This is a genomic window from Mycobacterium sp. IDUB_1, assembly GCF_055419625.1.
This window is the reverse complement of record NZ_JBVAYA010000001.1, coordinates 286,308-309,109: the sequence shown is the minus strand read 5'-3', so window position 1 is coordinate 309,109 and position 22,802 is coordinate 286,308. Positions and strand designations below refer to the sequence as shown.

Sequence of the window (22,802 nt, the reverse complement as noted above, 5' to 3'; positions counted from 1 at the left end):
CGATGGTAGACGGGTCTAGGACAGACGCAGCGGTGCCGGGCTCCACAGTCCGCTACGCGTTGCCGAACCGAGATCCAGGCGGGCCACCTCGGCGCCCGGGTAGTAGGGCGTGAGCTGCTGCAGCGCACCCCAGTCGCGGAACCAGTCGTACTTCAGATATGTCGGCACGGTGGTGGCGCGCAGCAGTAGTTCGGTGATGCCGAGCGGGCCGCCGCCCAGGTAGTCCATCACCGGCGAGTTGGCCTCGGCGCCGAAGCGGTCCGGCAGGATGCGCCACTTGGGTACCTCGATGACGCCGTTGCGGTGCCCGTACGGACGCTGACACGGGAACGCGAGCCCGACCAGCCAGTCCAGCAGCACCGGATCGCTGGAGCCGACGACGTCCTGCAGCGTGCGCAGCGCCGGGATGCGGGGCGGGGTCACGGCGATCCAGTGGGTGGGGCTCAGATCGTCGTCGGTGGCGACCAATCGGATGCGGGTCGCGTCGGAGGGGATGGCCGACAGTGGCGCCCGCAGGTTGCGCCACGCGGGGGCCGCGCCGACGTCGCCGAAGCCGATGCCGCCGCCCGGGGTGTCGTCGCCGTCGCGGGCCCACTGCACGATCAGATCGCTGGGATCGAACCGGCCCGCCGCCGACACCACCAGCAGCGAGTCGGAGCGGTCGCCCTCGTTCCAGCCGGCGGGCAGGCGGTACCAGGCCGATCGCAGGAACGCGGGCGCCTGCGTGCCGCTGCGCCAGCTGCCGAGCACGGGGGTGCGGGCCGGGTTCAGGTTGTAGGGGAGGCTGGCGCGCGAGCCGTTGATCCCCGCTGCGGCGGTCGTGCCACCCTCGGTACCCGCTTCGCTGCCGGTGACCACGCCGCTGTCGGAGTCGGCGAAGTTGTCCGAGCCGGGTTGTTCCATCACCGGGTCGGCGGAGACGTCAGCGGGAATTCCGTTGGGGGTGAACCCTTCTGATCGACCGGCGCCGAGCGAGATGCTGACGGGTGTGTCGATCGGGGTGAGGATGCCTTCATTGGGATCCTGCTCGACCATGACGTCTTCGGCCATGCCGCAGGTCTTTCCGGCCAACGCCTCGAGGTTGGACCGGCCGACGGTCCAGGCCGGGTACTGGCCGGTCATCGCCAGCGTGAGGGAGCCGACCTCGAAGATCACCAGGGCCCAGGTGGCGATCGCCAGCGGGGCGCGCGCCACGGATCGCCAGCGCCGCGGCGGGGCCTCCGGGGCGGCGTCGCGGCCGGAGAAGTGCACCCAGGCGGCCACCAGCAGGGCGAGCACGGAGAGTCCCAGCAGCATGGTGGTGAAGCCGAAGTGCCATTCGGGGAACGAATTCGACCACGGCACACCGAAGTTCGAGACGTACCACCAGCCGTTGACGGTGGCGAACGAGAGTGCGGTGAGGAACAGCACCGCCGCGGTGAACAGGGTGCGGTTGCGCCGGGACCGCATGGCCGCCGTCGAGATCGCCACGGCCGCCAGTGCGCCGAGTGAACCAGCGAGTCCGGCGAACACGCCGAAGTGGTGGGTCCACTTGGTGGGGGTGAACATCATCGCCAGGAACGAGATGATCGTGATGCCGACGATGCGGCGGCTCGGGCCGAGCGCGGTGCCGGGAATGCGGCCCTTGCGCAGCGACATCGCCACCGACACCGCCAGGGCGAGTAGCAGCGTGACGACCGCGAACCGGCGTGCCACCGAGCCGTCGGGGCTGGTGGTGAACAACCGCGAGTAGCGGATGTGCTCGTCGAACCAGGCCAGGCTGGGCCCGACAGCGGACTTGAAGCTGCTCGCCTGCAGTTCGGCGGCCAGGGTCTGGTCGCGGAAGATCAGGAAGATCGTGACGGTGCCCGCGGCGGCGATCGGCGCCAGCAGCGCCCAGTAGCCGAACCGTGAGACATGGGCGGCCACAATGGTTTTCAGCGGCCCGATGGCGACGAGCAGAGCGCCGACCGCGGCGATGCCGGTGGGCCCGGAGAACAGCGTGAGCGCGCCGATGATCACGGCGATCGCGACGGGCAGCAGCCGGCTGGTGGCCACCCCGCGCTCGACCGAGCACCAGGTCAGCAGGATGCCCAGCGCGATGATCGGCTCCGGACGCAGACCGTTGTTCAGCGGCAGCCAGAACGCCAGGAACAGTCCCGCGGCCGTCCACGCCGCGGCCCGGCTGTGTTTGACCGAGTCGCCGAGGCGGGGGATCACCTCGCGGCTGATCACCCACCAGCAGGCCAGCCCCATCAGCAGCGTGGGCAGTCGCATCCAGACGCTCGTGGTGCTGACGTGCGCCCACAGTGCGAGCAGGTCGTAGTACCAGCCGAACGGCGCCTCCGGGGTGCCGAACCAGCGGTAGTAGTTGGCCATGTAGCCGGCGTTCTCCGACACCCGCGCCATGGTCAGGATGTAGCCGTCGTCGGCGGTGTTCGCGCCGACGAAGTGCCACCACACCATCACCGCGGTGACCAGCCCGTCGAGCGGGGACAACGACCACCAGCGCTGCGGCAGGAAGCGCTTGTTCCGCCGACCGTCGGCGCTGTCGAGCACGTGCAGCGCGCCCAGCGAGACGATCGTCATCGCGACGCCGAGGATCATCGCGACGAGCTTGAGCAGCGTCGGCGAGGTGCTGTAGCGGGAGTCGACGGTGGCCGAGAGCTGCAGGCCGGGAGGGGCGGGGCCGGACAGGTCGGTGAACACGCCGACGATCTGCGGGCGGAAGTCGTAGCCGCTGCGCTCGCCCCGCAGAGGTTCGCCGGCGTCGGACGAGTCGGGTGGCTGGGTGAGCCCGACGAACTCGCCGGTGACCTTGTCGGCGTGGGCGGTGAACGTCAGCTCCCGGCAGGCCGGGCTGAGCACCTGGTCCAGCGGTGCGCTGACCACCGGGGTGTTGCGCACGATCACCAGGACGTCGTTGTTGACCCGCTCGATGAGCAGCCCGCGGTCGACGGCTTTCGGCGCCTGTCGGGGCACGGTGGACAGCAGCACCGAGCGACCGGGACGGTCCAGGCCCGCGGCGGCCTGGCAGGGGATCGTGATCTCGAGGTCGGTGGCGACGTACCCGATGAGGGGGGCGTCGACGCTGGCGAGCACCCCGTTCTGCGGCCAGTTCAGCTGCGCGGTGGTCTGGGTGACCGGCAGCAGTGGGGTGGCGATCGCCAGCACGGTGCCCAGCAGGCCCGCCACGATCGCGATCAGGCGCGCGGTGCGGTGGTTGCCACTCCTCGCCCGCTGCTCCGCCACGGAGCTAGATCGTAGAGGGCTTGCGGATGGCCAACACGAACGGCCCGATCGTGGACACGTCGAAGCGTGGATCGTCGAACAGCGCGTCGTCGAGGGCGACGTGATAGCGCCGCACGTTGGGCTGGTTGGGGTAGACGTCGGCGGCCAGCCGCAGCGTGTAGGTGTCGTTGGCGCCGCGACGCATCAGGAAGACGGTGGGCGGCGGCCACGGCAGGGCGTCCAGGGCTGTGACGAACTGGTCGGCGCTGGTCAGCATGGACCAGCCCTCGATGGCGCCGGCGCGCTCGGTGAACTGGGCGAGCGGGTTGGCGTAGTGCGACGTGAGGCCCTGGAAGCCGTAGTACGGGTAGTAGGACAGGAAGCTGTAGTCGGCGGTCATCACGACGGTCTCGTTGCGGGGCCGGCCGGTCACCTCCTGGATCTTCGCGTCGACCTCCCGGTAGTACTGCTCGGCTCCCGGGGGCCTGCGGTCGGCGCGCTGACCGGAGCCGTCGGTGTCGGTGTAGGCAACGACGATGTCGGAGCGCAGCACGTCGGGGATGTCCTGGCTGAACGTGACGGCGCCGAGGGCACCGACCACGGTGGCGACGGCGACGACGCGGTGCGTGTTCGCGGTTCTCACCCGCGCGGCCAGGGCCCGGGACGTCTCGATGAACCCGAACGCCCCGGCCGCGGTCAGCAGCACCGTCAGCGTCGGCTGCAGACGGAAGGACAGCAGCGTGGTGCCCACCAGCGTGGTGAGCATCGACAGCAGCGACCAGGCGTACACGGCCAGCACGGCGACAGCCAGCGCGGGTGCCGTCTGCTCTTCGCGCAAGCGCTCATCGCCCGCACGCGTGGAGCTGCGCGCCCGCACGACCAGCCACAGCGTGCCGAGCAGGCACAGCGCACCCAGAAGCGTGAACTGCAGCATCGGGAACGACAGCTGAGCGCCGTCGACGGGCAGGTAGTGCTGCGCGGTGCCGCGGTCGGCGGGAGTGCCCTTGGCGGCGGCGATGAGATAGGGCCCCCACCCGATCAGCGCAATCAACCCGGAGATCACCGCAATGACGGCGAGACGGGCCAGCGGGTCCCAGTGCCTGCGGGCGACGGCGAGCAAGGCGGCCATGATGGTCAGCGTGAACGCCGCGTACGCCAGCAGCAGCGTGTAGAACAGGGCCGCGCCGCCGAGGAAGATGCCGACCGCGACGACGGCGGCCCAGCCCCCGTTTCTTGATTTCCCCCGCAGGCCCGACCACCCCAGCACGAAGATCGGCGGCAGCAGCACGGTGATGATCGCGGCGTAGGGCTCGGCGGGGGTGTAGGCGAGCGCAGCCGCGGCGGTCGCGGTGCTGACCACGAGCGCGTATTCGAAGCGGACCATCGCGGCCCAGAGCGCGAAGGCGATCACGATCGCGATCGCGATCGAGGTGACCGACCACGGCTTGAACATCTCCCACGCCGGCGTGCCCGTCAGTGCCGCGAGCCGGCCGCCGAGCCAGAACCAGCCCGGCGGGTAGAACGGCGGCAGACCGATGTAGGTCATGTCGTGCAAGCTCGCCGAATCCGTGAGCCGGGTCAGATATTCGGTGCGGAACTGCTGGTCGACGGAGATGCCGAAGAGATACAGCTTCGTGGCGCCCAGCGGCATGGCCAGGGTGACGACGGAGAAGGCGGCAAGGAACAGGGTCGCGCCGAGGCGGGCCAGGGTGTGACGGCCGCGCCGCCACAGCAGCCCGGCCGCGAAAAGCCCTGTCAGACAAACGACCTGGCCGACCGTGGTCAGCGCGTGCAGCTGATTGGATGAGTTGTAGGCCGGCCATTCGACCCGGGCGATCGCAGCCAGGCTCACGACGGCGACCAGGGCGGCGATCGCGGCCGCGACGGTCATCTGGCCGGCCACTCGAACCGGCGCGGCCAGCACGCCTGGCATCAGATGGGGAGCTTGCGGAAGATCGGGCGCGGGATGTGGCGCAGCACCATCATCACGTAACGGAACGCGCCGGGCGCCCACACCAGATCCTTGCCCTTGGCCGACGCGGTGACTGCGAGCTCGGCGACGTACTCCTTGTCGACGGTCAGCGGCGCTTCCTTGACGTGCGCGCTCATTCGGGTGCGCACCTGGCCGGGGCGGATGACGAGCACGCGAACGCCGTGCTCGCGCAATGCTTCTCCCAGGCCGAGGTAGAAGCCGTCGAGCCCGGCCTTGGTGGAGCCGTAGACGAAGTTGGAGCGCCGCACGCGTTCACCCGCCGCGGAGCTCATCGCGATGATCTGGCCGGAGCCCTGCGCGCGCATCTTCTCCCCGACGAGCACGCCCACCGACACGGCGGCGGTGTAGTTGATGTCGGCGATCTGGACGGCCTTGCGCTGGTTCTGCCACAACTCCTCGGCATCGCCCAACAGGCCGAACGCGACGATCGCGACGTCTATGTCTCTCGGGGCAACGGCGCCGCCCCATGCCTTCTCGATGACGCCGGGGTGACTGTCGGTGTCGAGGGCGTCGAAGTCGATGACTTCCACTGCCTTGGCGCCGGCGTCACGCATCTGCGTTGCGGCGGCATCGCGCAGTGGATCGCCGGGCATGCACGCCAGGATCACCCGGGCCGAGGCGTTGCGCAGGTAGCGCGCGCAGATCGCCAGGCCGATCTCGGAGGTTCCCCCGAACAGCAGGATGGTCTGAGGATTGCCGGTGGCGTCAAACACCATTTAGAGGAGCTCCAGTCGTCGAGCCATGTCGGAGGCGAAGACCCCGGCGGGATCGACCTTGCGGCGCAACGCGATCCATTCGTCGATGCGGGGGTACATGGCGTGGAAGGTCTCGGCCGTGGTGCGGGAATCCTTGGCGGTGTAGAGCCGCCCGCCGAATTGCAGGACCCGCTTGTCGAGTCCGTTGAGAAACTCGTTGAGGCCCGGCTTGATCGGAAAGTCCACGCACACGTTCCAGCCGGGGATCGGGAAGCTCAGCGGCGCTTCGTTTCCCGGCCCGAATAGTTTGAACACGTTGAGGAACGAGTAGAACCCCGAGCGCTGGATGTCGACGAGGATCGCCTTGAACTCCTCGACGGCGTCGGTGGGCACCACGAACTGGTACTGGCCGAAACCCAATGAGCCGTAAGCGCGATTCCACTCTCCGAACATGTCGAGCGGATGGTAGAACTGCGTCAGGTTTTGGACTTTGCCGCGGTAGGTGCCCGACTTGCGGTACCAGAGTTCGCCGATCGGCATGAACGTGTACTTGTTCGCCAGCCCGTTGGGGAAGACATCGGGCAGCGTGAGCAGTTGCGGCGCATCGAATTTCAGCGGGTTCTTCTGCAGCTTGGCGGGCAGCTGGTCGAGGGTTGCCAGCGAGCCGCGGGAGATGGCCGCGCGCCCGAGCTTGGGCGGGGCGCTGATCGCGTCGAACCACGCACTGGAGTAGGTGTAATTGTCCTCGGTGCCGTCGCTGTGGAAGGCGATGGTCTCGTCGAGGCTCGCCGTGACGTCCCCGTCGGCGATGAAGTACGCGGTCTCGGTCGGCGTCATCGCAATGGTGGCGCGCAGGATGATGCCGGTCAGTCCGTTGCCTCCGACGGTGGCCCAGAACAGGTCGCGCTCGGGGCCGTCGGGGGTGAGGGTGCGGACCTGACCGTCGGCGGTGAGCAGGTCCATCGAGCGGACGTGGTTGCCGAAGCTGCCGGCACTGTGGTGGTTCTTGCCGTGGATGTCGCAGGCGATGGCGCCGCCGATGGTGACCTGCCGCGTGCCCGGCAGCACAGGCACCCAGAGTCCAAGAGGCAGGGCTGCGCGCATGAGCTGGTCGAGATTGACGCCGGCATCGACGTCGACGAGTGCATCGTCGGTGTTGATCGAGTGAATGCGGTTGAGCGCATTCATGTCGATGACCAGGCCGCCGCCGTTCTGGGCGTTGTCGCCATAGGAGCGGCCGAGGCCACGGGCGAGAACACCACGGTCAGGGTCCTCGGCGGCGCGGGTGACGGCCTTGACGATCACCTCGGGATCCGGCGTCGTCAGCACCTGCGCGACGGTCGGAGCGGTGCGGCCCCAGCCGGTCAGGCGCTTGGCGGTGGTCGGAAACTCGGTGCGAAACATCGTCACAGAGGGTACCGCTTCGCGGCGGCCGGTCGGTGCAGCGCGAGTGTGGCGCGGACGTCGTCGAGCAGCGGGTCGACGAAGTCCGCGCGGTGCTTGGCATCGGTGGCCGCGCGGGCGCTGAGGTACATGAACGTCATCGCGGCCAGGACGATCGTGATGTGGGCCAGCGCCTGGTCGACCGGCAGCGCGATGTCCAGCCACTGGCTGCGCGCGGGATTGCCGTCCGTCAGGTGGTCGAGCACCGTGGAATTGAGCACCACCAGCCCCATGACGAAGAAGATCACGCCGGTGACCAGGGCGAGGACCAGCGCCTGGATGCACTGGGCCAGTGACACCACCGCGACGACTTTCACCTGGTCCGTGCGCCGCAGTGCAGGTTCGGCCTCGGCGAGCAGCGGGCGGCAGGCGTGGCGCGACTCGGTGACCGTGAAGGCCAGGGCGATCGCAGCCATGCCTGCGACCAGCAGCCAGATCCGGGTGGTCTCGAGGTTGGCGGAGATGTACCAGACGGTGTTGTTGAAGAACACCAGAAGGGTGAGCAGGACCACCGGCAGCGCCCGCGCGAACAGTTGGCCCGCCGAGCGCAGGTGAGTGAAGGTGGTGCGCAGCGCCCACCCGAGGATCGCGCCGAGCCCTGAGCCGGTCGCGGCCAGGATCACCAGGATGACGACCACGTCGACGGCCTCGGTCCCGAAGGCCGTCCACCCGCCGGCCTGGTAGGTGTCCGATGCGAGGCCGACGGCTATCGAGCCCCACGCGATCAGCGCACGCACTCGCGGACTCGCGACGCGGCTCACGGCGAAGGCGACGACGGCCATCAGGGGCAGCAGCGCCGCCAGCACCACGAGCACCGACCAGTCGGCAAAGGAGGGAGAGGTGCTGATGTCGATGTCCTGGTCACCTGAGGCGATCAGGACGTAGAGCTCGAGCAGCATCAGCGTGGCCCAGGCGGCCAGTGCCGGTGCGGACCGGCGCACGACGGCGTGCCAACCGTCCGTGACGAGCGCAGTGTGCGCTGCCGGGCCGGCGGTCATCGCAGCCGGAAGATGACTGCGCGCTGCACGATGAAGTTGATCACGGTCGCAGTGCCCTGAGCGATGACGAACGCGACCGGCACCCGCCACGGCTGGTTCTCGAACTGCATGTAGAAGACATAGTTGATGCCGACCTGCACGGCATAGGTGACGGCATACAGCAGCACCACCGCGATGAAGCGCGATCGGCTCGGCGGTGCCTGGAACGTCCATCGTCGGTTGATCAGGTAGGCCGTCGTCGTCCCGGCGATGAAGCTCAGCGTCTTGGCGACGTTGACGTGCAACCCGGCGGCGAGCAGCGCGACGTACAGACCGAAGTCCACGATCGCCGACAGCCCGCCGGTCAGGACGAAGCGCCAGATCTGCGTCGTCAACGGCAGCTGCGGTGACAGCGGGGGCTCGGCCACCCGGGCAGCTTACGGCCACCACCTGTTCAGATCGGTGGTGGTGCGTGGGCGTGCGCTCCGTGTTGCTCGTTCAGGCGGCGGGCGGCAGCGACCGCACGGGCACGGTTGTGAGCGCGGGTGTACCGGCGCCTCGGCATCATCACGCCGCGCGCCTCGCACGCCGACGGTCGTGGCGGGTCGCCGTCCCACAGGACGCCGGTCGGCCGACACAGCGACGGGAACAGATCCCGACTGCCCGGATGCGTCGAATAGATGTGTCCGGTGGGGCTGGTCCAGATCACCGTGCCGTCGGGAAGTTGGCGGTCCTGCCATCCCTCGGCGCCAGCCCAGAATGTCTTCAGAAGATGATGAAAACGGCACAGCGCCTTGAGGTTCGACGCGTGGGTGGGCCCGACGGGATAGGGGACCGTGTGGTCGATGTCGGCCTCGGTGGCGGGCACGTCGCAGCCGGGGAAGCGGCACGTCACATCGCGGCAGCGGATGAACTCCGCGAGGGCCCGAGACGGCACGTAGTGATCTTCGGGCGGAGCGTCACCGGGATGGGTGACCTGACGCAACCTCGCGCGCGCCAGCAGCGGGTCCAGCGCTTCTGACGGCGTGATGCCGGACCCGAAGATCAGGGCCGGCTTGTCCTCACGGGCGGGTGCGGGCTCCTGCGCGGCTGCGTGGTCCACGGTCGCGCTGTCGGCGATTACGTAGATCGTCGTGTTGCGCGTCGGCCTGGGTGCCGCGGCGGCGTCGCAGTCGTCGAGACCGCACTGGCACGCCAGAGCCTCGAGCCCGGCGCCGACGGCGGCAAGTGCCTCGGCTCGGCGGGTCTCCAGGGTGCGCGGGTCCGCAGCGCATACGGTGTGCGCGATCGCCTCGAGGCGATCCTGCAGCGCGACGGCGTCGGCGGCCGGTAGCAGCGCCCAGACGCTGGTGAAACCCGGCGCGTCCGAGGGCGAGCCGAACTCGACACGCCGCCGCGCCAACGATTCCACCACCTGGCGCACGGCGATCGGATCGTGAGCCAGCACGGTCGCGTCGATGGCTTGCTCGAGCTTCTTCTCCGAGAGCTGCCCCCAGCGACCGACGTGGGCTGCGATCGCCGCATCGACCTCGGCCATCACCGCGGGGTCGGTGACCAACCCTGTGCGATAGACGATCTTGCGGATCAGCAGATCGCTGATCAGTCCGTCGGCGAACAGTGCCGCCACCCGGGGCATCCGGTCTCGCAGCGCCACCGCGCGATGGATCTGGTGCAGTGCCAGCTCCCGAGTGATGCCCACGGCCGGTGCCACCTCGGCGGCGACCGCGGCGTCGGGATCGAGCCACCATCCGGAGCGGTCCTCGGCGTCGACGCCGGTGCGCCGGGTGAACAACTCGGCCATCACCGCCATCTTTCGCGCCGCGGCCGCGTTCTCTTCGCGTGCCCAGTGCTGGGCGGCGTCGATCAGATCAGCGGCGCTGAGCCGACGCAGATCCGGTTCTTCGAACACATGTTCGAGTATACCGGCGCCCCCGACAAGTCTCAGTCATGTGTTTCTGCCACCGATGATCAAATTCCTGCCACCCGAAATGTTTTGGGGGACGGGCGGGTTCCAGATATCAGATCACCACGATCGAAAACCAGAAGAGGGCAAGACAATGAAGAAGTTCACCATCACCACCGTTACCGCCGCCGCCCTGACTGCCGGAGTCCTGGGCTTGGCCGCCCCCGCGTTCGCCGCTCCGACCGGAGGCGACGCCGAGCAGACCATCAGTGCGCTCGAAGCGCAGGGCAATCGCGTTGTCGTCACCCGCCAGTCCAGTGCACCGCTGGATGAGGCGTCGGTCGTCTCCGTCACCCGCGGCCCGATCCAACGCGGCGCCGAACCGTTCGGCACCTCGAATGGCGACTCGAACCGCTCGACGATCAACCAGACGATCTACGTCACGGTGAAGTAGTCCTCCGAGATCCCCCCTCGGAAACGCAAAGGGCGCCCCCACGAGGGGCGCCCTTTGTCATGTCGACGGCCTCAGCCGGATCAGGGGAATGATCCGATTCCCGGCTCGCACTTCGTAATCGGCGTATCCGGCGTAGACGTCCAGCGCCTTCGCCCAGGCTTCGGCGCGCTCACCGGGGTCGGTGATCTCGGACGCGAGGTATGCGCCGCTACGGCTGCCGGCCAGAACGTCGACGCGGGGGTTGGCTTTGAGGTTGCGGTACCACGCCGGATGGCCCGGACGACCGTAGTTGGACGCGATCACGAGGAGGGAGCCTTCCTCCACGACGTAGAGCAACGGCAGCGTCCGTCGGAGGCCTGTCTTGGCGCCCGTGGTCGTCAGCAACATCACCGGCACAGGGAAGATGCTGCTGATCCGTCCGCCGGTGAGCCGCAACAGCGGCGGATCGATGTGCGGCGCAAGCTGCGTCACGTACCAGTAGCCGACCGGGGTGCGGGCGAAGCGTTCCAGGGTGCGTTCGTAAAGCCTCATCGGGCGCCGATCCGCCATGGACAGACGCTACAGCCCCGCCGCCTCGAGCACGTCGCATAGCGCCGCAATCGCCGCGCCGAAGGCGTGTTCGGGCGGTGCGGCGTATCCGACGACGATGCCGTCGCGGTCGTCGATCTCGGCGTCAGGGTGACGCAGGATCGACAACCCGGTCAGGGCGATGCCGGCCTCACCGGCCCGGCGCATCACCTCGGCCTCCATTCCGTCGGGCAACGTCACCAACAGGTTGAGCCCGGCCGCCAACCCTGCCGTAGCCACGTCGAACGGCGCGAGCGCAGCAACCGTGAGGTCCCTGCGTCGGCGGTATCGTCCGCGCATCCGCCTGATGTGGCGGTCGTAGTGGCCGTGCGCTACGAAATCAGCGAGGGTCAGCTGGTTGATCACGTCCACGGAGAACTGTTGCCCGCCAGCGGCTTCGACGACCGGATCGACCAGTTCCTCCGGCAGAGCCAGCCAGCCCAGCCGCAAGGCGGGCGAGAGGCTCTTGCTGACCGAACCGAGGTAGCAGACCCGTCCCGGGTCCAGCGCCTGCAGTGCGCCCACGGGTTGACGGTCGAAGCGGAACTCCCCATCGTAGTCGTCGTCGAGCACGAAACGACCTGTGCGGCGCGCCCATTCGACCACCGCGGTGCGCCTCGATGGGTGCAACGGCATGCCGAGCGGATTGTGGTGTGCCGGAGTCAGAAGGACTCCCGTGACGTCGAGATCCTCCAGTTCCTCGACGACTGCACCGTGACCGTCGACGGCGATCGGTACCGTCGTTCCGCCCGCCGCCGTGATCGCGTCACGGAACAGGTGCAGCCCGTATGCCTCGACCGCGAGCGGTCCGCCGAGCACGCGGTTCAGCAGTTCCACCCCCTGACGCACCCCGGCGCAGATCACGATCGAGTCGACGGACGTTCGAACGCCGCGTGCTCGGGCCAGGTAACCCGCCAGGGCAGAACGCAATTCGACACGGCCGCGGGGGTCACTCATGTGCAGTGCCTCGTTCGGCGCGACGGTGAGCGCGCGACGCGTACAGGTGATCCACTGGCTTCGGGGGAACTCGGACACATCCGGAGAGCCGGGCATGAGGTTGTGCACCGGAGTGACGGACCTTCCCCGCGGGCGGGTACCGCTGTGCGGCTGGGCAGTGTTCAACACCCAGGTGCCTGCGCCCTGGCGGGATGCGAACCACCCTTCGGCGACGAGTTCGGCGTACGCGTCGGCGACCGTGTTGCGGGCCAGTCCGAGATCGGCGGCCAACGTGCGCGACGCAGGCAGCATCGTGCCTGGCGGCAGCCGACCGGATCGCGCCGCGTCGCGCAACGCCACGATCACCGCGTCTTTGGCGCCGCGCGCACCCGGGGTCAGCACGTCCCGCAGCTCGAGGTGCAGATCCCGCGCACCCGAATTGGCCCATGAAACCATCACTCGATTGAACCATCAGAACGGGCTTTTGCCGCATAGTGTCGATGACATGACACAGACGCTGAAGGGCCCGAGATTCCCGATCTACAAGAGCTCGCCGGAGCTCTACGAGGCGATGATGGCGCTGTCCACCGCCGCGGCCAAGGACGTCGAACCCGAGCTGGGAGAGCTGATCAAAATCCGCGCCTCGCAGATGAATCGGTGTGCGTTCTGCCTGGACATGCACACCCGCGATGCGCGCAAAATCGGCGTGAGCGACCAGAAGATCGACGTGCTCGCAGCGTGGACCGAAGCCGGCGACCTCTTCACCGCGCGCGAGCAGGCCGCGCTCGCACTCACCGAATCCCTCACGGTGCTCGGCGATCACGGCGTCCCCGAGGACGTCTACGCCATCGCGGCCGAGGCGTTCACCCAGCGTGAGCTCGGCCAGGTCATTGCGATGGCCGTCACCATCAACGCGTGGAACCGGATCAACGCCGCGGTCCAGGCCCCGCCGCCCCGCCGCTGATCCGCCGAAGAAGTGCCGTTGGACCCTACGGCCAGACGTCGCCGCCGACGAGCATGGTGGGCATGGATGCGACAACCACCCCGGTGACCGAACTGTCCGAGGCGCAGAGTTGGCAGCTGTTGTCCGGACTCACCCTCGGCAGATTGGTGACGACCGTCGGCGGTTGGACCGAGATCTTCCCGGTCAACTACGTCGTCCAGCACAAGACCCTGCTGTTCCGCACTGCCGAGGGCACCAAATTGTTGACCGCTGTGCTCAACGAGAACGTCGTGTTCGAGGCGGATGACCACAATGCCGCTGAGGGGTGGAGCGTTGTGGTCCGCGGGACAGCCAAGCTTCTCCACACCTCAGCCGAGATCGCCGAGGCCGAACGCGCTGGGCTGTATCCGTGGATCGCGACCCGCAAATTGCGCTATGTGCGAGTCACCCCGCACACGGTGACCGGCCGGCGGTTCGTGTTCGGCCCGGAGCCTGACCAGACCGCGCTGGTCAGCTGAGGGTCACACCCAGTACGGCACCCGGGCGCGATACTGGCGCATCGCCAGCGCAGCGCACACCCAGCCGAGCACTGTCAGCACCAGCACGACGACCCAGTGCCGCAGTTCCTGATCCGCGCCGAGCAGAGGCGCCCGCACGATGTCGAGGTAGTGCAGCAACGGATTGAGTTCGACGATCTTGGCCCAGTGTCCGGCGCCCTGGGCCTGCAGTGTGGACTCGTTCCAGATGATCGGTGTCATGAAGAACAGCAGCTGCACCAGGCTGTTCAGCAGGGGGCTGATGTCGCGGTAGCGGGTCGCGAGAATGCCGAAACACAGTGACACCCAGACGCAGTTCAACGCGATCAGACCCAGTGCAGGGATGACGGCGAGGTCGGTCCATTTCCAGGGCTTGGGATAGATGATCGCGATGATCACGAAGATGATGATGTTGTGCGCGAACAGGATCATCTGCCGCCACACCAGGCGGTAGACGTGCACCGACAGTGGCGTCGGAAGCTGTTTGATCAGACCTTCGTTGGCGATGAACACCTCGGCGCCCTCGAGGATCGAGGCGTTGATCAGGTTCCAGATGATCAGCCCGAGTGTGACGTAGGGAAGGTGTTCGGACAGTTCGAGTTTGAACAGCTTCGAGTACAACGCACCCATCGCGACGGCGGTCGTGCCCGTGGCGATGGTGATCCAGAACGGGCCGAGCACCGAACGCCGGTAGCGCTGCTTGATGTCCTGCCAGCCCAGGTGAAACCAGAGCTCACGCTTGCCGAAGCCGCCGACCAGGTCGGCCCAGGCCCGGGTGAACGTCCTCGATTGCGCTGCGGCATCGGTGAACGTCATTTCCGTGTGAACCTCTCTCGTCGTCCCAACCGCCGCAACCGAATCCACTCGGCGAAGCCGCGGGGGTCGCGCGTCGACACCAGGAAGTACCAGCCGAAGCGCAGCCACTCCTGGGCGACGAGTCGGCGCATGCCGGGTTGCGACTGCAGGTAGCCGCGGTTGCGGTAGGTGTAGAACCGTTTGGCGTCGTTGTCGGGGTACTGGGTGTGCATGCGGCCGCCCAGGATCGGCTTAAATTCCTCGGTCCCGCATGGATGCAGGTACACCGCGTCCAGGCAGGTGCCGAACGGCAGGCCCGTTCGGATCAGCCGCCGATGCACCTCGGTCTCGTCGCCGCGGATGAACAGTCGCAGATCCGGCACGCCCACCGCCTCGATCGTGGACGCGCGGAACAGGGCGCCGTTGAAGAGCGATGCGATGCCCGGCAGCAGGTCTCCGCTTCCGTCGGTACGCAATTCGCTGACCAGGCGCCGCCACTGGAGTCCGCGGCGCAGCGGGAAGGCCAGCCGTTCGGGGTGCTCGAGGTTGCACACCATCGGCGACACCTCGGCCAGGCCGTGTCGGTCGGCGCACCTCAGCAGGGTGCCCAGCACCTCGCTGTCTGCCGGGCGGCCGTCGTCGTCGGCCAGCCACACCCAGTCCGCGCCGAGCGCCAGGGCGTGCAGCATGCCGAGCGCGAAACCGCCCGCGCCGCCCAGATTGCGCTGCGAACCCAGGTAGGTTGTCGGAATCGGTTGTCCGGCAACGATATCGCGCACCCGGTCGTCGGCATCGTTGTCGACGACGATGAGGTGGTCGGGCCGGCGACTCTGCGACGCCACGATGTCGAGGGACTTCGTGAGCTCGTCGGGACGGCGGTGGGTCACCACCACCGCGCATATGGTCTGCTCTTCGCGCGAGCGCTCATCGACGAAGACGTCACCCACGCGCGGTTTCCTCCAGGACTTCCCGCACGTGCCGTGCGGCGTCCTCACCCTCGTAGGCCCGCACCACGTCCTCGATGCCGCCCTCCATCTTCACGGTGCCGTGGTCGATCCACATCGCGGTGTTGCACAACCGGGCCAGGAACTCGTTGGAATGGCTGGCGAACACCAGGATTCCCGACCGGGCCACCAGATCGGCCAATCGGGTCTGCGCCTTCTTCAGGAAGTCGGCGTCGACCGCTCCGATGCCCTCGTCGAGCAGCAGGATCTCCGGATCGATGCTGGTCACCACACCCATTGCCAATCGCACACGCATACCGGTCGAGTAGGTCCGCAGCGGCATGGACAGGTAGTCCCCCAGCTCGGTGAATTCGGCGATCTCGTCGACCTTGGACAGCATCTGCTTGCGTGTCTGCCCGAGGAACAGACCCCGGATGATGATGTTCTCGAAGCCGGAGATCTCCGGGTCCATGCCGACGCCCAGGTCGAACACGGGAGCCACCCGGCCCTGCACCGTCGCCACTCCCCGGGTGGGTTCGTAGATGCCGGAGAGCAGGCGAAGCAGCGTCGACTTGCCGGCTCCGTTGTGCCCGACCAGACCGACCCGGTCGCCCATCTTCAGCGACATCGTGATGTCGCGCAGCGCCTCGATGACGACGACGTTGGAGTCGTTGCGCCCGATCGCGCCACCGGCCTTGCCGAGGAAGGCCTTCTTCAGCGAGCGCGTCTTGGCGTCGAAGATCGGAAACTCCACCCACGCATTACGCGTCTCGATGAACGGTTCCGACGAGTTGTGGGGACTGCTCACCGATGTCTCACAGGTACTGGCCGGTACCGGGATGACTGGGCCCGCCGCGTTGTCCCGGAATGCTCACACCGGGCGGCAAGGCGCCCTGGCGCATCTGCTCGAGCTGCTGACGGGCGGCCATCTGCTGGGCGAACAGCGCGGTCTGGATGCCGTGGAACAGGCCTTCCAGCCAGCCCACCAGCTGCGCCTGGGCGATCCGCAGCTCGGAATCCGTGGGCACCGCGTCTTCGGTGAACGGCAGCGTGAGCCGCTCGAGTTCGGCACGCAGCTCCGGCGCGAGGCCGTCTTCCAGCTCGCTGATGCTGGTGCGGTGGATGTCACGCAACCGGCCGCGGCTCGCCTCGTCGAGCGGTGCGGCGCGCACCTCCTCGAGAAGCTGCTTGATCATCGTGCCGATCCGCATGACCTTGGCGGGCTGCTCGACGAGGTCGGTCAGCGACTTGCCGTCGGAGCCCTGCTCGGCGTCGACCGATCCGTCGCCGATGATCTCGATGTTGTCGTCGTTCTCGGAGGTCATGCCTGAAGTCCCGCCTGAAGTCATATTCCTAGAGTGCCCCAGCGTTGCGTCGTCATTCCGGTCGGGCTCCGCGCCACTGGTAGATGCGCGCCTCGCCGTTGTCGTAGATCTTCTCCCAGGAGCGGGATTTGTCCAGCGACGCCAGGCCGTCGGGAATCACGAACCCCCGAACCACCGGCGTGCTCACGAGAAGGTAGCGGATGTCGAGCGCTGCGACGGCCTCGGCCACCCGGGGATCGGTGTCGGCGTCGTCGGCGTAGGCCCAGATGATGAAGCGGTTGTAGCCGGGCCCCTGCTGCACCGGGTAGTCGTAGTGGGTCCACAGCGGGTGCAGGTCGGCGATGGCGTACATCCACGCGGTGCCGTCGGTGTTTGCGTTCGCGATCAGGCTCTCGCGTGCCCCGGGCAGCGTCGCGAGGTGCGCGAAGGCCTCGAGGTCCTTGCCGTCGATGATCACCGAGTCGTACTTGTCGCCGAAGAGGAACTCGTGGCGGGGCAGGTAGTGCACAGCGGAGACGACGGACGCCACGCCGAGAACTGCGGCCACCGTCGCGTGCCGGACCCGAGCCGGCACTGCCGGGACACGGGCGGCGAGCCAGCAGGCGCCGGTCACCGCGGCGATCCCGACCAGCGCGCTCAGCAGCAGCGTGATCACCGCCGACAGCCGGCGGGGGTCGCTGTAGAACAGGTCGCTGAACTGGCCGGTGGCCGCGCCCAGTGGGCCGCCGAACGGCGCGGAGGAGTGCACGATCGACACGACCAGCAGCAGCCATACCGGCACGGGCCACCACACCCGCCGCGCGGTGATCAGGATGCCCCCGGCTGCTGCCAGCGCGATCAGCCACCACTGGATCGGGAAATCGTTGAGGTGGCGGGTGTGCTGCACGACGGCATCGAAGAGCGCCCGCTTCCTGCCCTGATGAGTCACGAAGGAATGCCCTTCGATGATCTCGGCCAGCTGCAGCACGCCGATGAACTGGGGCAGCAGCAGCGCCACCGACGGAGCGCCGACGGCGACGAGGGTGCCGAGGTCGGCCAGCCGCCCCCGGACGGGGTGGCGCAGCACCTCGACCAGCCACCAGGCCGCGACGAAGACGACCGTCACCACGCCGCCGGTGATGTGGACCGAGAACACCCCCACCACGGCGAGCACGGCCATCGGGATGCGGTCGCGGTGTGCCAGCGTCGTCGTGACGAGCACGAAGACCGGGATGGCGATGCCGTAGGCGGCGAGGTTGGGGATCGAAGCCGTGTCGAATTCGACGTACGGGACGGCGGTGAACGACGCCGCCAGCACCGCGGAGGTGGCGGCGGCGGCGAACGTGGGCCACGGTGCCGCCCAGCGGTGCATGAGCTGCCACGTCAAGATCGCGGCGCTGGCGGGGAACAGCCAGCAGGACACGGCGACGGAGACGACGGTGTATGCCGTCGCCGGCGCGGCACCGGCCACCTGGGCGAACACCGCGGCGAGGGCGTGGAAGGTGGACGGGTAGTACAGCGCCTCGTGGGTTTCGATGTTGCGCAGTTCGCCCATGTGGGTGGGGGAGGCCTGGCCGGTGTCGAGGATGAACCGGATCGTGTTGGCGTGCCACACCGCGTCCCAGGTGCTGGGGATCGACTGCCAGTCGTCCAGTCCACGCGCAGCGGCGAGCCAGATGAGGACCGCGCCCAGGACGACGCCACCGCCGGCCACGAGTACGGCGCCGCGCGGCGGACGTGCGCGTTCGGCCGGGTCCGCTGCGGGCGTCCGGATCCGGCGCGCCAGTACTCGTACACCGGCGACCAGGCCCGTGAGCACCGCGAAAGTGAGCAGCGCCGTGCCCGTGTTCCATGGCACCCCGAGCGCCCCGAACGGCACGATCGCCATGGCCACCGCGCCGTAGGTCAGCGCGGGCCCGATCGCCACCGAGGCAGCCCAGTGCAGGCCGCCGCACCGAGCGATGATTGCCCCGGGGACCACCAGCAACGCGAGGGCAAGTAGCACTCCAAGCCCGAAGCTCACTGGACTAGTATGGCTGCCCAGATGACCCGTACCGGCCACGGCACGGGCAGCACGAGCGAGGTCGGGCAATCGCTCACCGTCTGCGCTGCAGCGGTACAGCGAGATTCCCTAGACGCACTAAGGTGGGCTGACATGGCATACGACGTCGCCCGGGTGCGGGGTCTGCACCCGTCGCTGGGCGATGGCTGGGTGCACCTTGATGCGCAGCACGGGATGCTGCTGCCCGACACGGTCAGCCGTGCCGTGTCCACCGCTTTTCGTGGCTCGATGCCCTCGGTGGACAGTGCACATCCCTCGTCGCGGCGCAGTGCAGCCGTCCTCGCGGCGGCCCGCCAGGCGGTGGCCGATCTGGTCAACGGAGACCCGGCGGGAGTGGTTCTCGGCCCCGATCGCGCGGTGCTGCTGACCTCGCTCGCCGACGCCGCGTCGGGTCGCGTTGGGCTCGGCTACGAGGTGGTCGTGTCTCGGCTCGACGACGAGGCGAACATCGCTCCGTGGCTACGCGCATCGAACCGGTACGGCGCCCAGGTCAAGTGGGCCGAGGTGGACATCGAGACCGGGGAGCTGCCCACCTGGCAGTGGGAGGGTCTGGTGAACCGGGCCACCCGGCTCGTCGCATTGACCTCGGCGTCAACGACTTTGGGTACGGTCACCGAGCTGCGCGAGGTGACCAAACTGGTCCACGAGGTCGGCGGCCTTGTCGTCGTCGACCACTCCGCAGCGGCGCCCTATCGCCTCATCGACATCGACGAGGTGGAGGCCGACGTCGTGGCGCTCAACGCGCTGGCCTGGGGTGGTCCGCCGGTCGGCGCGCTCGTGTTCCGAGACCCGTCGCTCATCGACGCGTTCGGGTCCGTGTCGCTGGATCCGGAGGCCGCCGGGCCGGCGCGTCTCGAGTTGGGATCGCACCAGTTCGGCTACCTCGCGGGCCTCGTGGCCAGCGTCGAATACCTTGCTGGTCTTGAGGATTCGGCCCAGGGCAGCCGCCGCGAGCGGCTGGCCGTGTCGTTGAGGTCCGCCTCGAGCTACCTCGACGGTCTGTTCGACTACCTGCTGTCCTCGCTGCGGGTACTACCGACAGTCATCGTGATCGGCAGCCCCGAGCAACGCATCCCGGTGTTGAGCTTCGCTGTCGAGAACGTGCCCGCCGAACGCGTCGTGCAGCGCCTTGCCGACAACGGCATCCTCGCGATCGCGAACGCGCCGTCGCGGGTGCTCGACGTCATCGGCGTCAACGACGTCGGTGGCGCGGTGACGATCGGCCTGGCGCACTACAGCACCGCCGCCGAGGTGGATCAACTGGTGCGGGCGCTGGCCTCGCTCGGCTAATCACACACGCGCAGAATGACTTTGCCGGACACGTCGCCGGATTCGAGCAGCTCGTGAGCAGCCTGGGCCTGCGAGATCGGGAACTCGGCGCCGATCACCGGCCGGACCTGGCCATCAGCGATCATCGGCCACACCTGCTCGCGCACCTGCGCCACGATCGCCGACTTCCCGGCGGGTCCGTCGACGGGACGGGCGCGCAGCGCGGTGGCGAACACGCCGCCGCGCTTGGCCAACAGCTTGCCGATGTCGAGGTCGCCCTTGACGCCGCCCTGCATGCCGATGATCACCAGGCGGCCGTCCTTGGCCAGGGCGTCGATGTTGCGGTCCAGGTAGGCCGCTCCCATGATGTCGAGGATGACATCGGCGCCGCCGGCCTCGCGGATCACCTCGACGAACTCTTCGTTGTGGTAGTCGATGGTGATCTCGGCGCCGAGTTCCGAGCACAGCTCCAGTTTGTTCGCCGAACCCGCGGTCACGGCGACCCGGCAGCCCAGCGCGCGGGCGACCTGGATGGCGTGGGTGCCGATGCCGCTGGCGCCCCCGTGCACCAGGAGAAGCTGGCCGGGCGCGATCCCGGCGGTCATCACGATGTTCGACCAGACGGTGCACGCGACCTCGGGCAGCGCGGCGGCGTGTTCGAGCGGCACACCCTCGGGAGCGGGAAGCAGCTGACCAGCTGGGACTGCCACGTACTCGGCGTAACCGCCGCCCGCCAGCAAAGCGCAGACCTGTTGCCCCGGCGCCCAGTCCGTGTTCTCGAGGTCGGCGCCCAGACTCTCGATCACGCCGGACACCTCGAGACCGATGATGTCGCTGGCGCCCGGCGGGGGCGGATAGTGGCCGGCCGCCTGGAGGAGATCAGCCCTGTTGACCCCGGCCGCGATCACCCGCAGCAGCACCTCGCCGGGGCCCGGGGTCACATCGTCGACGGCTTGCCAGGTCAGTCGGCCGGAGTCGGCCACGATAGCCAGCATTCGCGCAACGCTACTACGCAGGGGAAACTGCAGCCTGTTTGCCCACTGGCATTAGGGTGCTGCCTCTAATATGGGCAAATGGAGGGGACAATCGGGGGGCGTAGTGCGAGCGATACGCCAGGTTTGGACATGTCAGAACAGCGTGCGTGGCAGAACTTCTTGGAGGCCGCGCTGCGCTTGTACGCCACGATGAATCGGGCGCTTGTGGACAGCCACAAGCTCACGCTGAATGACGTACGGCTGCTGGACCTGTTGGCCGCATCGCCGGCGGGGGCGGCCCGGATGGGGGATCTGGCGGAGTCGTTGATGTCGCTGCCGAGCCGCGTGACACGGCAGATCATCCGGCTGGAGAAGCAGAATCTGGTGACCCGCGGCGCGAGCCCGGACGACGGCCGCGGGGTGGTGGCGTCCATCACCCCGCAAGGCCGTGACGTCCTGGCGGCGGCGCAGCTGACGTACGGGGCCGCGGTGCGCGAGCATTTCGTGGACAGGCTGTCGCGGCCGCAGGTGGCGGCGATGGGGGAGAACTGCCGCCGGATCAGCACCGCGCTGCAGTCGGGGGCGCCGTCGGCGAAGGTGGGCCGCGTCTAGACTGTCCCGCGGTGGCGTGGCAGAGCGGCCTAATGCACTCGCCTTGAAAGCGAGAGACGGCTAACACCGTCCGGGGGTTCAAATCCCTCCGCCACCGCAGTTCAGCAGGGTTGTCCGGGCGGGGTGTAATAGGGAACCCCTTCCACGGTGTAGCAGGGGATCTCCCCGGGCACGTACGGTACGGACGCCGATTCGATGGCGACGCCGGCGGCCACGCCGGTCGCGATCGCCGCGCCGGTGGCGATGTGCGCGATCGGTGCGCCGCAGCCCTCGACGCCGACGAAGCGGCCGTGGACGCCGGCGCAGATGTCGGCGCCTGCGGTGGGAGCGGAAGCGACGGGGGCGACGGCCGCAGCCAACGCCACCGACAGGGCTGCGATCGCAGATCTCGTCATCGACGAATCGTAGCCAGAGCTGGGCGGAACCGGTGAGAACTCGGGGCCTCGCGTCGAACCCGTTACACCCGGCCTGCGGCGAAGGCTGCCGCCTGGTCGACCATTCCGTTCTGCACATAGGCGAAGTGCCCCGTGTTGTTGGAGGGTCCCGCGTCGCAGTACTGGTCGCCGGTGGCGCATTGGTCGATCGTCCTGCTGCCGTAGACCGGGCTCTTGTCGACGAGCGAACCACCGCCGTTCATCGTGCGCATCGGATTGCCGAACACCGCGATCGCCGCGACGTGCGGTTCGTCCTCGGCGGGGATGGGCATCGGGGTGAACAGGCCGACTCGCTGGCCGATCGCGAGGAGGTCGATGACACCCGCCCCCTGCGAGTAGCCGCCCAGCACGATCCGGGTGTTCGGGCAGTTCGCCGCGGTGGCGTGCACGTGGGCCAGGGCGTCGGAAGCGCCGACCCGCACCGACGAGTACAGGTTCCAGTCGGCGGGATAGTTCACGGCGTAACTGGATACCGACTTGCTGCCGACCTTGGTGCGGACAGAATTGATGAACGCGGTGCCGAGCCACCCCACCCCAGCAGGCTCCGTCGTGCCGCGGGCGAACACAACTTCCACATCACTGCAATCCTGTGCTGACGCCGCAGGTGCAACCATTCCGGTCGTGATGCTCGCGCATAAGGTTGTGGCAGAGGACAAGACACTCACTATTGATCGTTTCTTCCTGCTGTTTTCTGTTGCACAAAGCAAAGTCATCGAAACGTCATCAGCAACTTCGTTTGCCATTGATTGGC

At 68.2% G+C, this 22,802-nt stretch carries 22 protein-coding genes and 1 tRNA gene; 6 read left to right on the top strand and 17 right to left on the bottom strand.

Features of this window, described 5'->3' with window-relative positions; translation table 11 throughout:
* Positions 1-15: 15 nt before the first annotated feature.
* The 7 genes from ACZYYX_RS01575 to ACZYYX_RS01545 are packed head-to-tail and all read right to left on the bottom strand — an operon-like array spanning position 16 to position 10,227.
* Positions 16-3,303: an arabinosyltransferase domain-containing protein gene (locus ACZYYX_RS01575; RefSeq protein ID WP_463814758.1), complete on the bottom strand. Its 3,288-nt coding sequence runs from the start codon at positions 3,301-3,303 to the stop codon at positions 16-18.
* Positions 3,236-5,143 carry a galactan 5-O-arabinofuranosyltransferase gene (locus tag ACZYYX_RS01570; protein WP_463812642.1) on the bottom strand — a complete coding sequence of 636 codons (1,908 nt, stop codon included), beginning with the start codon at positions 5,141-5,143 and terminating at the stop codon, positions 3,236-3,238. Before ACZYYX_RS01570 ends, ACZYYX_RS01575 begins: the two co-directional genes overlap by 68 nt.
* A complete protein-coding gene (locus tag ACZYYX_RS01565; protein ID WP_463812641.1) occupies positions 5,143-5,919 on the bottom strand; it encodes a decaprenylphospho-beta-D-erythro-pentofuranosid-2-ulose 2-reductase in 777 nt (258 codons plus the stop codon). The genes ACZYYX_RS01570 and ACZYYX_RS01565 overlap by 1 nt, the downstream gene beginning before the upstream one ends.
* Positions 5,920-7,302, bottom strand: coding sequence for an FAD-binding oxidoreductase (locus ACZYYX_RS01560; RefSeq protein ID WP_463812640.1), 1,383 nt, complete (start codon positions 7,300-7,302; stop codon positions 5,920-5,922).
* Positions 7,303-7,304: 2 nt separating this feature from the next.
* Entirely contained in the window at positions 7,305-8,339 is a 1,035-nt protein-coding gene (locus ACZYYX_RS01555) for a hypothetical protein (RefSeq protein WP_463812639.1), read from the bottom strand.
* A complete protein-coding gene (locus ACZYYX_RS01550; RefSeq protein ID WP_463814757.1) occupies positions 8,336-8,731 on the bottom strand; it encodes a GtrA family protein in 396 nt (131 codons plus the stop codon). Before ACZYYX_RS01550 ends, ACZYYX_RS01555 begins: the two co-directional genes overlap by 4 nt.
* Before the next feature lie 41 nt (positions 8,732-8,772).
* Positions 8,773-10,227 (bottom strand): HNH endonuclease signature motif containing protein, encoded by a 1,455-nt coding sequence (locus ACZYYX_RS01545; protein WP_463812638.1) that lies wholly within the window; start codon positions 10,225-10,227, stop codon positions 8,773-8,775.
* 55 nt (positions 10,228-10,282) lie between these two features.
* Here ACZYYX_RS01545 and ACZYYX_RS01540 point away from each other — a divergent pair, with 55 nt between their 5' ends.
* Positions 10,283-10,675 (top strand): hypothetical protein, encoded by a 393-nt coding sequence (locus ACZYYX_RS01540; RefSeq protein ID WP_463812637.1) that lies wholly within the window; start codon positions 10,283-10,285, stop codon positions 10,673-10,675.
* Positions 10,676-10,732: 57 nt separating this feature from the next.
* Here the strand turns inward: ACZYYX_RS01540 and ACZYYX_RS01535 are convergent, their stop codons facing one another.
* Positions 10,733-11,224, bottom strand: a complete 492-nt coding sequence (locus ACZYYX_RS01535; protein WP_463812636.1) for a nitroreductase/quinone reductase family protein — start codon at positions 11,222-11,224, stop codon at positions 10,733-10,735.
* A 9-nt stretch (positions 11,225-11,233) separates the two neighbouring features.
* The gene (pdxR, locus tag ACZYYX_RS01530) at positions 11,234-12,634 is read right to left on the bottom strand and encodes a MocR-like pyridoxine biosynthesis transcription factor PdxR (RefSeq protein WP_463812635.1); all 1,401 of its coding nucleotides are present in this window, start codon (positions 12,632-12,634) and stop codon (positions 11,234-11,236) included.
* A gap of 49 nt (positions 12,635-12,683) precedes the next feature.
* Between pdxR and ACZYYX_RS01525 the strand changes: the two genes are divergently transcribed.
* Together ACZYYX_RS01525 and ACZYYX_RS01520 are read left to right on the top strand one after the other, a co-directional pair.
* Positions 12,684-13,142: a carboxymuconolactone decarboxylase family protein gene (locus ACZYYX_RS01525; protein ID WP_463812634.1), complete on the top strand. Its 459-nt coding sequence runs from the start codon at positions 12,684-12,686 to the stop codon at positions 13,140-13,142.
* Positions 13,143-13,204: 62 nt separating this feature from the next.
* Positions 13,205-13,639, top strand: a complete 435-nt coding sequence (locus ACZYYX_RS01520; protein ID WP_463812633.1) for a pyridoxamine 5'-phosphate oxidase family protein — start codon at positions 13,205-13,207, stop codon at positions 13,637-13,639.
* 3 nt (positions 13,640-13,642) lie between these two features.
* Here ACZYYX_RS01520 and wzm read toward each other — a convergent pair whose 3' ends face one another.
* The 5 genes from wzm to ACZYYX_RS01495 are packed head-to-tail and all read right to left on the bottom strand — an operon-like array spanning position 13,643 to position 18,723.
* Positions 13,643-14,473 (bottom strand): galactan export ABC transporter permease subunit Wzm/RfbD, encoded by an 831-nt coding sequence (gene wzm, locus ACZYYX_RS01515; protein WP_463812632.1) that lies wholly within the window; start codon positions 14,471-14,473, stop codon positions 13,643-13,645.
* Complete coding sequence (glfT1, locus tag ACZYYX_RS01510) at positions 14,470-15,399, bottom strand: galactofuranosyltransferase GlfT1 (RefSeq protein ID WP_463812631.1); 930 nt, start codon at positions 15,397-15,399, stop codon at positions 14,470-14,472. The genes wzm and glfT1 overlap by 4 nt, the downstream gene beginning before the upstream one ends.
* A complete protein-coding gene (wzt, locus tag ACZYYX_RS01505) occupies positions 15,392-16,204 on the bottom strand; it encodes a galactan export ABC transporter ATP-binding subunit Wzt/RfbE (RefSeq protein WP_463812630.1) in 813 nt (270 codons plus the stop codon). Before wzt ends, glfT1 begins: the two co-directional genes overlap by 8 nt.
* Before the next feature lie 7 nt (positions 16,205-16,211).
* On the bottom strand, positions 16,212-16,745 hold the full coding sequence (locus tag ACZYYX_RS01500) for a bacterial proteasome activator family protein (protein ID WP_463812629.1): 534 nt from the start codon (positions 16,743-16,745) through the stop codon (positions 16,212-16,214).
* 28 nt (positions 16,746-16,773) lie between these two features.
* The gene (locus tag ACZYYX_RS01495; protein WP_463812628.1) at positions 16,774-18,723 is read right to left on the bottom strand and encodes a DUF6541 family protein; all 1,950 of its coding nucleotides are present in this window, start codon (positions 18,721-18,723) and stop codon (positions 16,774-16,776) included.
* A gap of 132 nt (positions 18,724-18,855) precedes the next feature.
* Here ACZYYX_RS01495 and ACZYYX_RS01490 point away from each other — a divergent pair, with 132 nt between their 5' ends.
* On the top strand, positions 18,856-20,052 hold the full coding sequence (locus ACZYYX_RS01490) for a cysteine desulfurase-like protein (RefSeq protein WP_463812627.1): 1,197 nt from the start codon (positions 18,856-18,858) through the stop codon (positions 20,050-20,052).
* Here the strand turns inward: ACZYYX_RS01490 and ACZYYX_RS01485 are convergent.
* Positions 20,049-21,026, bottom strand: coding sequence for an NAD(P)H-quinone oxidoreductase (locus ACZYYX_RS01485; protein ID WP_463812626.1), 978 nt, complete (start codon positions 21,024-21,026; stop codon positions 20,049-20,051). The genes ACZYYX_RS01490 and ACZYYX_RS01485 overlap by 4 nt on opposite strands.
* A 78-nt stretch (positions 21,027-21,104) precedes the next feature.
* Between ACZYYX_RS01485 and ACZYYX_RS01480 the strand changes: the two genes are divergently transcribed.
* Both ACZYYX_RS01480 and ACZYYX_RS01475 read left to right on the top strand, forming a co-directional pair.
* Positions 21,105-21,617 carry a MarR family winged helix-turn-helix transcriptional regulator gene (locus tag ACZYYX_RS01480; protein ID WP_463812625.1) on the top strand — a complete coding sequence of 171 codons (513 nt, stop codon included), beginning with the start codon at positions 21,105-21,107 and terminating at the stop codon, positions 21,615-21,617.
* Between the two features lie 10 nt (positions 21,618-21,627).
* Positions 21,628-21,714 (top strand) — tRNA-Ser (locus tag ACZYYX_RS01475).
* Positions 21,715-21,718: 4 nt separating this feature from the next.
* Here the strand turns inward: ACZYYX_RS01475 and ACZYYX_RS01470 are convergent.
* A complete protein-coding gene (locus tag ACZYYX_RS01470) occupies positions 21,719-22,012 on the bottom strand; it encodes a hypothetical protein (protein WP_463812624.1) in 294 nt (97 codons plus the stop codon).
* Positions 22,013-22,074: 62 nt separating this feature from the next.
* Positions 22,075-22,626, bottom strand: coding sequence for a cutinase family protein (locus ACZYYX_RS01465; protein WP_463812623.1), 552 nt, complete (start codon positions 22,624-22,626; stop codon positions 22,075-22,077).
* Positions 22,627-22,802: the final 176 nt, after the last annotated feature.